Genomic DNA, 12,138 nt, shown 5'->3' on the forward strand with positions numbered 1-12,138 from the left:
AACTCCTAGCTTTTAAGGGCACTAGCCATTGCTTGTAGCTTACCGCGAATGGAAGCATCGAATATTTCATCGCCAACTTCTACTATTACGCCACCGATTAACTCTGGATTCACCTGAACTTTTGCGTCTATTTTCCTGTCGAATTTACGCTCCAGCGATGCCACTAATTTCTTTAATTGTCCGCTGTCCATTTCAAACGCCGAAATAATAGTAGCTTCGAGCATCCCTTCATGCTGCGATTTCAGATGCTCATAATGTTGACTGATTTGTGGCAGAACACCGATTCTATTATTTTCTGCCAGCATAAGCAGAAAATTACGGCCTTCCTGGTTAAACTTGGACTTGCCAATTTCAAGCAGCAATTCTCCGAGCTGTTTTGCCGACACGACTGGATTTCCTATGAGCTCCTTAATTTGCTCCTGCTGAGATATATCTGCAGCATCACTGAGCATATTCGACCAATCAGAAAGCTTATTTTTAGCTATTGCCAGCTTGTAGACCGCTTCAGCATATGGCCGGGCAACCGTTACTGCTTCTGCCATTATTTTAAATCTTCCTCAATTGTTGCAAGCAAATCTGCATGTGCTTTTGCATCGACTTCCCTACGAAGAATTTTTGATGCGCCTGCAATTGCCAGTTCTGCAGCATGTTGGCGCAACGCTTCTTTTGCACTGAAGATCTCGTGGTCTATTTCTGCCTTTGCGCCTGAAATAATACGACCACCTTCTTCTTTTGCCGTTTTTTTGGATTCCTCAACAATCTCTGAAGCGCGCTTCTCAGCCTGCTGAATAATCTCTGCCGCCTGCTGTTTCGCCTCTTTCAAGATTTCTGATGATCGTTGACTTGCCAATTCCAGCTCATGCTTCCCGCGCTCTCCTGCCGCCAGACCGTCTGCAATCGTTTTTTGACGCTCTTCAATTGCCTTTAACAATGGCGGCCAGACAAACTTAACTGTAAACCATATGAATGTTGAAAACGCAAGCGCCTGAGAAATTAATGTAAAGTTAATATTCATGACCAACCCATATTGGTTTTAAACAAAATTTAATTATTGTATAACTGCCAACAATGGATTACCAAATGCAAACAACATTGCCAAACCTACTGCAATAATAAATGATGCATCAGTCAAGCCGAGCAGCAGAAACACTTTACCTTGCAAAGTCGGAATCATTTCAGGCTGGCGCGCTGCACCCTCCAGAAAACGGCTACACATCACACCCACACCAATACAAGCACCTGCAGCACCCAATCCAATCATCAGACCAATACCGATCCCGGTGTATGCTTGAATCAATGCCAAATACTCTATATTCTCCATGCCTTTTCCTTTAGTTTATGATTAAAGATTTCCAATAAAAAACTTTTAATTAATTAGTGCGACTCATGCGCCATCGAAATATAAACCACCGCAAGCATCATGAATATAAATGCCTGTAGTGTCACAATCAAAATATGAAAAATAGCCCAACCCGCACCGAGTATTGCACCAAAGAACGCACCCGCTACCCCAGTCGCAGCCCACATGCCTAGCAGCAAGAAAATGATCTCGCCTGCATAAATATTTCCGAACAAACGTAGCGAATGCGACAATGGCTTGGATACATATTCAATAAAATTAAAAAGCAGATTCAAAATCCACAGTAGTGGATTCTTTCCGAAAGGCGTGCAAAACAACTCGTGCATCCATCCGCCCAGCCCTTTAACTTTTACACTGAAAAATATCATTAAAAACCAGATGGACAGCGCCAGCGCAAACGTTGTGTTCACATCCGTCGTGGGTACAATTTTCCAGTAATGCAAGCCGAAAACATTTTCCGTAACCCATGCTGTGATATCGATTGGCATGATGTCCATGGTATTCATCAAGATCACCCAGACAAAAATTGTCAACGCGGTAGGTGCAACAAACACATGCCTGTTTCCATGGAATGTATTTTTAACTTCGTTATCGATAAATTCGATCATCAATTCAACGAATGCTTGCCGCCTGCTCGGCACGCCCGGCGTTGCTTTACGCACAACAAGCCATACAAATCCGATGCCGAGAAAACCGAGGAGTATTGATGTCACCAGGGTATCTATGTGCAATGTCCAGAATGCGCCTTCACTGACTTGCACCGTCATATGCGTCAAATGATGATCGATATATTTCGTTGGGGTTAGTTCTGAATCTGCTGCCATTCGCAACCTGTTATATAGTAAGAATAAGTTTAGTTGATGCGGTCTGTATTTTTTTTGCTATCCGATACAAACAATGCCAAGCTGTGCGCAATCACCGTTAATATAAAAACACCAATGAATGCATATGCTTTGACGCCGTCGTACGTTTTGAACACAATCCACAGCAAGGTAATTGTTAAAAAAATCTTTACGGCTTCTGCTCTTAAAGCTGTCCTAATTGTCCCGCCAGCTGAATAACCTTTGTGACGCGAGACTATTATCGCAAATGCCGCTGAGGAGATAATACTAACCATTCCTCCAAGAAATGCCGATACGGCATACTGCAAATCCATCAGCAGTGCTAACACACATGTCGCGACAATTGTAATTAACAACTGCCAGCGCAGAACAATCACAAGTGGTTTAACTGTTATCCAAGATGCCATCTATCTGTCTATCCTGGAACAGGACCTTATAATCTTCTCTACGCCTAAAAAAAGCGGGATTCTATACTGATCTGCTAGCTCAGTCAATGTAAAAATCTTGTTCGCCCCTACTATTAAGTTTTATTTGCCTGGTTGCGTATTTTAACAATTTCATATTCACATTTGGATATTTTGGCAAACGTTTCTGGCTATTTACAGCGTCATTCAGATTGAAATTGCAAAGTCGCCAATTGTGCATACAAATGGCTGGTTGTCATTAATTCAGCGTGTGTGCCCAGTGCCTCCAATCGCCCATGATTGAGCACCGCAATGCGATCGGCTGACTGCACAGTTGATAATCGATGCGCAATCACCAGTGTAGTGCGATTGATCATTAATCGCTTCAATGCCTGTTGTACCCAGAACTCACTTTGCGCATCCAGCGCGCTGGTTGCTTCATCAAGCAGCAGAACGGGGGCGTCGGCTAGAATTGCACGTGCAATTGCCAGCCTTTGTTTTTGGCCACCGGATAACCCTTGTCCCAAATCACCAATTTTTGTCTGATATCCCTGCGGCAAATCTACGATGAAATCATGCGCATATGCGGCTTTCGCTGCAGCCTCAACACTTTTTTGATTGGCATCAGGTTTTCCATATTGCAGATTTTCAAGAATAGTGCCATAAAACAATGCAGGGTTCTGTGATACCAATGCGTAACATCGGCGCAGGTCGAAAAGATCCAGTTGGCGTATATCAATTCCTTCCAGTCTGATACACCCCGACTGGCAGTCAAAAAACCGCAGCAGCAGATCAAACAGCGTCGATTTACCAGCGCCTGACGGGCCTACCAGTGCTAAAGTTTCACCTGCATGAATTCGCAGTGACAACGCGTCGATCACCGGAACCTGTAGACGCGAGGCATAAGCAAAGGATATTCGATCAATTTCGATTTGACCGGAAACTCTGGGAAGTAATTGTTTTGTTTGTGGCGATGTAATTTCGTTCGGCGCATGGAGCAATTCCATAGTGCGTTCCGCAGCACCCGCCGCACGTTGCAATTCACCAATCACTTCCGATATCGAGGCTACTGCCGATCCGACAATCACGCTATAGAAAACAAATGCAGCCAGCTCTCCACCGCTGATACGGCCTTCAATTACATCGATACCTCCGATCCAGAGCATGACACCAACAGCGCCCAGAACCAGCACTATCACCATTGTCACCAATAACGCACGCTGTATAGTCCGATGCTTCGCGACTCTAAAAGCTTCCTCTACATAATCGAAAAATCTGCGCTGATCGATAGGTTGATGATTATAGGCCTGCACCGTTTTAATCTGTCCGAGAATTTCCCCGACATAAGCGCCGACCGCAGCCACCTTATCCTGGCTTACTCTTGACAAACCGCGGACCCTGCGTCCAAATACCAAAATGGGAACGACCACTAACGGAACACACACCATTACGATCACAGTGAGTTTCGCATTGGTAATAAACAACCAGACGATGCCACCTAGCATCATAATAAAATTTCTCAATGCAAACGAAATCGACGAACCAATCACCGATTGCAGCAGCGTCATATCTGCAGTCAAACGCGATTGAATTTCAAGGCCACGATTATTCTCAAAAAAACCGGGATGCAGATGAATAAGATGATTAAATACTTTGCATCGAATGTCTGCAATCACACGTTCACCGAGCCAGGTAACCCAATAGTAACGGGTAAATGTACCTACGGCCAATGCACATACCAAACCTAAAAAAACCAATACATACTGACCCAATAGGTCTTTTGACTGGGTTGCAAAACCCTGATCTATCAGCAGACGAATTCCCTGGCCAATCGACAGGGTGATGGCTGCAGTAAGCAGTAGAGCTGACAGCCCATATAAAACCTGTCGTTTGTAAGGTGAAACAAAGCCGAACAGCTTTCTAATCGTCGACCACCGGTTATTTTCTGCAGAGAACAAATCCATCGAACTGACGCGCAAAACCAACAGCAGGCTGAATACTAAAAAGGGAGCCTGTCGCTCCCCTGACTATACCGACTGACATCCCAAAGTCGCCTGATTTTTTCAATAAGCTACTCCTCTCGTGCAGTCACTTCTACGAGATGATAGCCAAACTGGGTTTTTACCGGCCCCTGCACCTCGCCTACTGGCGCACTGAAAACCACGGTATCAAACTCCTTGACCATCTGGCCAGGACCAAACTCACCCAGCTCCCCACCCTGTTTACCGGACGGACACAACGAATATTTTTCAGCCAAATCACTGAAATGCGCACCATTTGCAATTTCGCTTTTCAAGTCGTTACACTCGCCTTCAGTTTTAACCAGGATATGCCTTGCACTTGCTCTTGCCATTATTCTCTCCAGATAATAATTAAAATATAATTACACATTTAAGCATACATTTTCCATTCAATAAAATTTTCATCCTTTTTCAACTGTTTTTTTGAGATAAATGGCAACAAGATTTTTCGTATTTTAACAAATCAGGGGACACTGTCCGTTTCACAGTTAAGTGCTGCAACCCGGCGGTTAAAAGTGAGCAACAATACTGGCCCGTAACGCACGGGTTTCGATAGGATGAAAATGTGTGTCATTAATACCTTCCGCCGACTCCCCAGGCAATCTGGATGTATAAAAATAATCTATAGCATGATCATGTGAATTCAATATATTGAACGCCTGCAACACAAGCTGTGCTTTTTTGCCAATTTTATACCCAAGCTGTCCATTTAAAGTGATGGTAGGATCAGTACGCACGCTGTTATCTTCGATAAGTGCTCGTTTTCCGAAGTAACGAAATTGCAATCCGCCAAAAAATGGACCCAGATTATTCAATGCAATTGCAGCTTTACCAACACCTCGTATTGCCTGTGGAATATGGTTGCCTGCGAGATCAAAATCTGTAAACCGCGCCCGTGTGATCGCATAATCAAGATCAATCGTCAACCAATCCAAGGGTTTATAAAAAATTGAAGCCTCAAGCCCGTCCCGCCTGCTAGGCCGGGAAGCCTCCGTAGTGCCCGCATCACCTACAAACAACAACTCTGAATCAATATCAAGACGAAAAAAAGCAAGCGACGCCTGTATCCCTGGCAATATTGCTGTTCTGAATCCTGTTTCGAATCCTGTTGAGCGCACTAGCGGATGCACTCGATTGATGGCTTCACCTGTTTTGGGATCAATTGTCGTAGTTGTACCACGCGCATCATTGCTGTGAAAACTGCTGCCGTAATTGAAATAGTATTCCGTCTGCAGCCAGGGGCCCAGAATTACACTCAACTTGGGATTGGTCATACTGTCATATACCTGGCCCGAATTCACATTCAGATTACTGTTAACGTCAAACCAGTAAAAATCGCTGCGCACACCCGCTACCGTTCGAAATTTTTCCAGCCACTGCACGCTGTTCTGGTAATAAACCGCAATGCTGTTCTGTAAAATGTGATCCTTACGGGTAGTTGAGAGCGTTTTGCGTTCTCTCGTTCTCAGCAATCCGTTATCAATGACATCATTTTGAAATTGAAAGCCTATAGAATTTTCCAATGCCAGACCGGCAAATTCATTGATCCATGCGTGACTCAAATCCAGCGCTGACTGGAAACGCTTGTCAATTTGCACAAACTGATCACCGTTGACCGGATCATCCAGAAAATAAGTAAAATTTGAAAATAACGCAAGATTGGTATGCAAAGTATACAAATTGACCTTTGTGATACCGAAGCGGCTTTGATGCTCAGCCGCTGTTGACAGGCTGAATCGATGCGCCTCGCCGCCATCGGTCGGATCAATCGTATCCAGTCGCGAAATGAGATTATCAGCGACAGCCCGGTGAGGAATCTGGTCAGTTGCATTCCACCGGCCACCGTAACCCATTGCAGTGATATTGAATCGGGTATTGCCCGTATTCTGACTGTAACGCAAAACACTATTGAACTTTTTATATCTTTCCTTATTAGTCCACGGACCGTTTTTTCTGAGCAGCTCCAGTGCAAATAACGCATTGCCCCCACCCATCGCCTGTGATTTTGCAACCATACCCCGATTGAAGCCTTGATCGCCAGCGCTGAAACTGGCAATACCAGCAGGAAGCGTATCTAAGTACCGCATGTGAACAATACCCGCCGATGAAAAATCTCCATGATTTGCGTAATAAGGGCCTTTCTGATACTGAACAGCGCTGATCAATTCCGGTATGACGAAATTTGTATCGGCCCACCCCTGCCCATGTCCATGTGAACGCTGATTGACTAGCATTCCGTCCACTATAACCCGCAAATCGGTACCATGATCAAGATTGAATCCGCGCAAAAAATATTGATTAGCCTTACCTTCGCCGCTATGTTGTGTAACAATCAGACCCGGCACTGTCTCCAGCAGCTCACCCGGACGGTATACCACACGCTGGTCGAGTTGTTCTTTGAGCACCGTACCCTCATTCGCAGAATCGGCTACACCAATTAGTTCTCTGGTGTTCGCGCGTACCTCGATTTCACTCAGTGTTGGAATACCCGCTGCAAAACTCGTATTGAATACAACGACCGCCATCGAGATCAGCAGAAATGCAGAGAATTTTTTCCCAAATGTGCAATTATCAGGAGCAGTATTTTCATACTCGCTTATCTGGCACAGACATCTCTTTGCACTTTGCAAAACATCTACCTCGCTTTTAGACTGAGATTCAGTCGTTCACAATGTGTTTGTGCTGTGTATACAACTAACCGAAGCTTCGCATCGTATTTCTCAAATACTTCAACCAGTATCGCCCCAAGGATATTGAGTGCACTCGATTTCGTCCGAACAGGAAAATCAACGAAAACCATGACAAGTAATCAGTATGATTAATAATTAATACTTCATACTTTATAGGACTGTTACTTGTTTTTCAATGAACAGATTCCATTCATCAATTAAAACAACACTTCGGTATGTATTTCCTACAATCCAAATTTTGTTTCAGACGCGTGGGTTACTGAATCAAATCTGAAAAAATTTTGGCTGAAAATTTTCAGCGCATCATTGCATCATCCACTGCGCCTTTCAGATAATTTCTCGTTATTTGATAGTCCGATTTCAAATGGCCGATAATGGGTTCAATTGCTGCGCGCCTGCGGCACTAATTTTGTTTCTGTTTTTTCTGATATCGGGCGTATCGCTTGAGTGCTGTGCCCGGCAAAATGATAGCCGTTCCATTCACTTCACAATTGCTGCGACAACCGCGATTACACGCAGCTACTTTGACTGCCTTGCCGCGCGAACTCCAATATGCTGGAATATTTATGGTAACGTACGGCTGCCGTGCTAGTGCTGTTCATGGCTGACAACCCCAACAATGCCATTGCTTTGAGCCGTACAGGCAATTGATGCCTTGCTGCCATACTCGTATTGTTTATGGCCTTTCCTTTTAGCACCATAATACACTTGCGGCTCATGCAGGGAATAGAATTTGTCTGTATCCTTGAGTTGCTGTTTTAAAATGCGCTCATACAACTGACAGTCTTGCTGATAGCATTCAAGGTAACTCTGCTGCGGTAGTTTCCGCATCAATATCTCTGCAATGGTTCTCAGTTGCTTTAGCGCGCGTTTGTCCCTGGCTTTTTTTAACATGATGAGGATGTCAGATATCCAGTCGGAGCGATTTGACTTCCTTGACGAAAGTGCGACGCTGAGAAATACTGCGTGCTTTGACAATTCTGTTCAAGCAGTTAATTATCCTGATCGCGAACATACTATCCGTGGGGTACGGGATATTTTTCTCTTGCACCGTTGTGTCAAAATGCACGGCATTTCCCAACGCCGCTTTGCCATGCAAGTCAATGCTCATCTGGAAATTCATCTATTTACAAATAATATCGAATCCCTGTCTGTATTTTCTGGATTGAAAAGTTATATAGTGCATTCAGATACCGGCAGCCAATTAACCAGCAAGCCCTGGTCGTGCAATTGGCCTTCGCCTTCATTCATGTAATAAAGATGATGGTCGGCCGAGGAAACACCCAAGTAAGCATTAGTACCCGGATAATAGCGATAACTGTAAACACCTGAATTTTGCGTTGACACGCCAGCAGGCGCCAAAACCCCGGAATATTTACCTTCCGCCCAATTAAAGAAGCAGTTGATCGCTTCCTCGGATGATTGATTGATATAATTGTTGACAATCGCACGTCCGCCGGACAAAACCAAATCCGGGTATTCCAGGATTTTAAATCTCTCAAATGGATTACCTTTTACTGCAATTATATCTGCCGGAGCATCCGGAGCCAATGTACCCAAGCCGGGAATGCCAAGATCTTCCGCGGCTTTTGACGTTGCAGCTTTAATAACATTGACAACATCTGCAAAATCAATCGTTTCTCCGCTCAATGCGTGTAACATGGTATGTAACTCCTGCCCATTGATTCCCCATGGAACATTATCATGTGCAACTTCGGAACCGTAAATCACCCTGGCACCTTTCATACCAAGTCCGGCAGCATTATCCAACATATGTTCGCAACTTGAATGTGTGTCGAGCGTAGAAACGACCGTAACACCGTCGTCCGCGATTCGTTGTAGCAGTTCATCACTGATCTCATCACACGGTATATGAACCAGCTCATCAATATTGGCATCCAGGGCGCGAATCAAGCCAGTTTCCTCACCTACAAACGCCATTACACGCTTTCCAAGCGCATGTGCTTTCGTCACGATGGCTTGCGTAATCTCCGCAGAAAGCATTGGCCAAGGCGTAGCCGGAATTGGATTGCCATGCGTCTGCCAATGTCTTCCCGGTTCGCCACCGGGTTCTAAAGAAATGACTATGGCGGAAGCTCCACCATTCACTAATTCCTGTACGACTGCTTCTGCTTCGGTTACTGATGAAACGGTAATTCCAATTTTGTCATAGCCGCCATCACCACCGAAAATATTAAGTGGATAACCGTCTACAGTTTGGATAATAGGTCCCGAGCTTAATAATCGCAATGTGCCTTGGCCACCCTCCATAGCTTTCAAAGGACCGCCGACATCCTGTGCCGTCGTGATACCGTTTTTCAACACAACACCTTTATTGACATTCTGAAATGCAATGTGGCCGTGTCGTTCGATAAAACCCGGCAATATGGTTGAATCACCCAGATCCAATTGATTGGCGCACTGGCTACTTAACTCTGCCAAGGTACCGATTTGCTTTATCTTGTTTCCTTCGATAAGAACAGCCTTGTTATCTTGGGGAAAATTGATACCGTCAAATAATCGTGCAGCTGCAAGAATCTGACATTCCGGAAGACCAGGCACAACCGTTGTAGATCCTGAGTGATCCTCATTGCCGTGCCCATAAGCATTAAGGTTGATTCCCATTGAAAGAATTAGCAAGATCAATGCATAATTTGCATTATGTAAAAAATTATTTTTAATCATTTGAACAATGTATTTCCTTTAATTAAGAGTTTTTTTTATTGAGGCAGTTAGGACCTGTTCCATTAAATTGGAAACTATTCAATAAGAAATTCTTATAAGCATATTTTTATCTGCAGTGGGAAAGGATTGTAATGTCAGCTACTTTCCTTGAAAATGTGACAAATTGTCGCATCTGCGCACGTGAATACTTCAATGAGCAAATTATGTCGCGCCAGTTCTTCACACATTGGTGTAAATAATCAACTAACGCTACGTATTTATCTGTTTACGCATCCGTAACTTCTGCATTTCTTACAGATTCTTATGCAAGATGACACATATCTGAGACCAGCCACCTTTTTGAAGCAGTTAATAAAACAAATCGTGCACTGTGCAATCACCCTACCCCAGCCAGAATTAATGAGTTTAAGGAAGCTGTGAATCTAGAAACAATAGCTATTTGACCAACACACCTTCAAGGTCTTTCAGGTCATCGCCAAGCGACAGCCAATGCCCGGTATTATGGGCAACCAATACACGCTCAAGGTTCTCGATTGTGAATAGCCGGACTTTTTTACACCTTCCCTCCCGCTTTAAAATCTAACCCTCGCATCAGCGCCATTTAAAGCACTGCGTGCATTTGGCTGTTCGTCTGAACGTGTTTTCCAGGCTAACAAGAATTATTCATATACGTTTTTAGACAGACACCAGAAAGAGACCCGTAGACATACTCAATTAAATTTTGTTATGTTATAACGTATCATAATTTAATTGATGAACTTTGATGCTTAATTTCTCAAAATATACTCCCTTTTTGGATAAATGCGCTATATGTACTTCAGCAATCTGCGCCTTTCACTGTCTCAGTCTTCCTTTCTTGCTGAGTTTTTTTCCGGCATTGGCTGTTTCTGTATTCGGACAAGAATTTTTTCATGAATTCTTGTTAGGGTTAGTTGTCCCGCTTAGCCTCATATCTCTTTCATCTAGCTGCAAACAACACAAGAGCTGGAGCGTCGCTCTATTAGGTCTGACCGGATTAATTGTTTTAATATTCACTGCAATTATGGGACATGAAGCGTTGGGCAAGGACGTAGAACGTACTGCAACACTTATTGGCGCTGCATTGATCGCCGCTGGGCACCTGCGTAACTATGCGCTCTGTCACCCAACCTGCAAGCATTAAACAGTTTTCAATACTCTCACTGCCTGTTTAGGATTGAATGCAAGTAGCAACCTGGCCGCATGGTTGTTAAGAGGAATTCTTCAGTTCGATCCACGCACCACGAAGAACTCGTATGGCGGATTTGGTAAACAACATGAGCAGTATGGCAGCTACCAGAATATCTGGCCAGGCCGAACCCAAGATCCATACACTGAATGACGCAATTAACACCGCCACACCGTCGAAAGTGTCGTTTCGGGAACACTCCCATACCGAAGACATATTGATATCACTATGGCGAAAAGGAGTCAGAAGCCACAGACAGATGAGATTTGCAAAAAGATTGACTAAGGCTGCGATACCCATAGTTTCGACCTTTGGAACCTCAAGATGTAGGAAATGCCAGTAAATTTGAGTAGCGACGATTAATGCAGCTGCTGCGATGAGTACTCCCTTGAAAAGGGCCACTCTTGCTTTTGCCAAATGACTTGCTCCGACAACTGCGAGACTCAGTCCGTAGGTCAGTGCGTCACCAAGATTATCAAGCATTCCGGAAAGCAAGGATGATGAACCACTAAAAATCGAACCTGCGGCCATCACAACGAAAGAGGCGACATTAATTAAAAGCACAATGATCAATACGCGTCGCTGCCGATATTCAAGCTCGGCAGCATCCAGGTGTCCATCGCAACAACTATCACTCATTCACTGTATCCTGTAATCATCTAACGTTGGAATTGTATGGTGCTTGTAAAATGCGAAGCGCTTTCAGGCATCCAACCTGAATAACTTGTTGACTGTTTGTTCTGTGACAAAAGCAAATATATACGCTCCATCAGAATAGTTTGTGATAACTTCTTAAGTTTTAGCAATGCTGTCTTTACAGGTTGCCCGATCTTTAATTAAGTGCCAGTTGTCGTAATTGTGACGGTATTCAGCACCCTCTTTAGCCAGCACATCACCACCTAAAATAAATATTCTGTTTTTTCACAATG

At 44.1% G+C, this 12,138-nt stretch carries 14 protein-coding genes; 1 reads left to right on the plus strand and 13 read right to left on the minus strand.

The genetic code is table 11. The annotated features are described in order from the left end of the window. Positions 1-5: 5 nt before the first annotated feature. From BMX44_RS03550 to BMX44_RS03600, 11 genes are all read right to left on the minus strand, one after another. Positions 6-542, minus strand: coding sequence for a F0F1 ATP synthase subunit delta (locus BMX44_RS03550; RefSeq protein ID WP_090628081.1), 537 nt, complete (start codon positions 540-542; stop codon positions 6-8). Continuing rightward, the gene (locus BMX44_RS03555) at positions 542-1,015 is read right to left on the minus strand and encodes a F0F1 ATP synthase subunit B (RefSeq protein WP_090628084.1); all 474 of its coding nucleotides are present in this window, start codon (positions 1,013-1,015) and stop codon (positions 542-544) included. The genes BMX44_RS03550 and BMX44_RS03555 overlap by 1 nt, the downstream gene beginning before the upstream one ends. 33 nt (positions 1,016-1,048) lie before the next feature. After that, positions 1,049-1,321 carry a F0F1 ATP synthase subunit C gene (gene atpE, locus BMX44_RS03560; protein WP_090628087.1) on the minus strand — a complete coding sequence of 91 codons (273 nt, stop codon included), beginning with the start codon at positions 1,319-1,321 and terminating at the stop codon, positions 1,049-1,051. Between the two features lie 53 nt (positions 1,322-1,374). Further along, positions 1,375-2,184 carry a F0F1 ATP synthase subunit A gene (gene atpB / locus BMX44_RS03565; RefSeq protein WP_090628090.1) on the minus strand — a complete coding sequence of 270 codons (810 nt, stop codon included), beginning with the start codon at positions 2,182-2,184 and terminating at the stop codon, positions 1,375-1,377. Positions 2,185-2,213: 29 nt separating this feature from the next. Then, positions 2,214-2,579 carry an ATP synthase subunit I gene (locus tag BMX44_RS03570; RefSeq protein ID WP_245738816.1) on the minus strand — a complete coding sequence of 122 codons (366 nt, stop codon included), beginning with the start codon at positions 2,577-2,579 and terminating at the stop codon, positions 2,214-2,216. A 230-nt stretch (positions 2,580-2,809) separates the two neighbouring features. Beyond that, positions 2,810-4,570, minus strand: a complete 1,761-nt coding sequence (locus BMX44_RS03575) for an ABC transporter transmembrane domain-containing protein (protein ID WP_090628095.1) — start codon at positions 4,568-4,570, stop codon at positions 2,810-2,812. Between the two features lie 107 nt (positions 4,571-4,677). Continuing rightward, positions 4,678-4,959 carry a peptidylprolyl isomerase gene (locus BMX44_RS03580; RefSeq protein WP_090628097.1) on the minus strand — a complete coding sequence of 94 codons (282 nt, stop codon included), beginning with the start codon at positions 4,957-4,959 and terminating at the stop codon, positions 4,678-4,680. Positions 4,960-5,136: 177 nt separating this feature from the next. Further along, positions 5,137-7,152, minus strand: coding sequence for a TonB-dependent receptor (locus BMX44_RS03585; protein WP_090628100.1), 2,016 nt, complete (start codon positions 7,150-7,152; stop codon positions 5,137-5,139). Between the two features lie 753 nt (positions 7,153-7,905). Further along, the gene (locus BMX44_RS03590) at positions 7,906-8,211 is read right to left on the minus strand and encodes a cyclin family protein (RefSeq protein WP_090628103.1); all 306 of its coding nucleotides are present in this window, start codon (positions 8,209-8,211) and stop codon (positions 7,906-7,908) included. 10 nt (positions 8,212-8,221) lie between these two features. Then, entirely contained in the window at positions 8,222-8,428 is a 207-nt protein-coding gene (locus tag BMX44_RS03595) for a hypothetical protein (protein WP_090628106.1), read from the minus strand. 62 nt (positions 8,429-8,490) lie between these two features. Then, positions 8,491-10,002, minus strand: coding sequence for an amidohydrolase family protein (locus tag BMX44_RS03600; RefSeq protein WP_090628109.1), 1,512 nt, complete (start codon positions 10,000-10,002; stop codon positions 8,491-8,493). A 763-nt stretch (positions 10,003-10,765) separates the two neighbouring features. On the opposite strand from BMX44_RS03600, the gene BMX44_RS03605 reads away from it, so the two are divergent. Continuing rightward, entirely contained in the window at positions 10,766-11,164 is a 399-nt protein-coding gene (locus BMX44_RS03605; RefSeq protein ID WP_090628112.1) for a MerC domain-containing protein, read from the plus strand. Between the two features lie 66 nt (positions 11,165-11,230). On the opposite strand, the gene BMX44_RS03610 is transcribed toward BMX44_RS03605, so the two are convergent. Together BMX44_RS03610 and imm40 are read right to left on the minus strand one after the other, a co-directional pair. Then, entirely contained in the window at positions 11,231-11,848 is a 618-nt protein-coding gene (locus tag BMX44_RS03610; protein ID WP_090628114.1) for a cation efflux transmembrane domain-containing protein, read from the minus strand. A 153-nt stretch (positions 11,849-12,001) separates the two neighbouring features. Next, the gene (imm40, locus tag BMX44_RS17615; protein ID WP_483869859.1) at positions 12,002-12,121 is read right to left on the minus strand and encodes an Imm40 family immunity protein; all 120 of its coding nucleotides are present in this window, start codon (positions 12,119-12,121) and stop codon (positions 12,002-12,004) included. Between the last annotated feature and the right edge of the window lie 17 nt (positions 12,122-12,138).

The organism is Nitrosomonas marina, assembly GCF_900110145.1.
Classification (GTDB): Bacteria; Pseudomonadota; Gammaproteobacteria; order Burkholderiales; family Nitrosomonadaceae; genus Nitrosomonas; species Nitrosomonas marina.

Excerpts from the sequence above, each read along its gene's own strand:
- BMX44_RS03550 (WP_090628081.1), bottom strand. The coding sequence starts at position 542 with ATGGCAGAAGCAGTAACGGTTGCCCGGCCATATGCTGAAGCGGTCTAC.
- BMX44_RS03555 (WP_090628084.1), bottom strand. The coding sequence starts at position 1,015 with ATGAATATTAACTTTACATTAATTTCTCAGGCGCTTGCGTTTTCAACA.
- atpE (WP_090628087.1), bottom strand. The coding sequence starts at position 1,321 with ATGGAGAATATAGAGTATTTGGCATTGATTCAAGCATACACCGGGATC.
- atpB (WP_090628090.1), bottom strand. The coding sequence starts at position 2,184 with ATGGCAGCAGATTCAGAACTAACCCCAACGAAATATATCGATCATCAT.
- BMX44_RS03575 (WP_090628095.1), bottom strand. The coding sequence starts at position 4,570 with ATGGATTTGTTCTCTGCAGAAAATAACCGGTGGTCGACGATTAGAAAG.
- BMX44_RS03580 (WP_090628097.1), bottom strand. The coding sequence starts at position 4,959 with ATGGCAAGAGCAAGTGCAAGGCATATCCTGGTTAAAACTGAAGGCGAG.
- BMX44_RS03585 (WP_090628100.1), bottom strand. The coding sequence starts at position 7,152 with ATGGCGGTCGTTGTATTCAATACGAGTTTTGCAGCGGGTATTCCAACA.
- BMX44_RS03590 (WP_090628103.1), bottom strand. The coding sequence starts at position 8,211 with ATGTTAAAAAAAGCCAGGGACAAACGCGCGCTAAAGCAACTGAGAACC.
- BMX44_RS03595 (WP_090628106.1), bottom strand. The coding sequence starts at position 8,428 with ATGAGCATTGACTTGCATGGCAAAGCGGCGTTGGGAAATGCCGTGCAT.
- BMX44_RS03600 (WP_090628109.1), bottom strand. The coding sequence starts at position 10,002 with ATGATTAAAAATAATTTTTTACATAATGCAAATTATGCATTGATCTTG.
- BMX44_RS03605 (WP_090628112.1), top strand. The coding sequence starts at position 10,766 with ATGCTTAATTTCTCAAAATATACTCCCTTTTTGGATAAATGCGCTATA.
- BMX44_RS03610 (WP_090628114.1), bottom strand. The coding sequence starts at position 11,848 with ATGAGTGATAGTTGTTGCGATGGACACCTGGATGCTGCCGAGCTTGAA.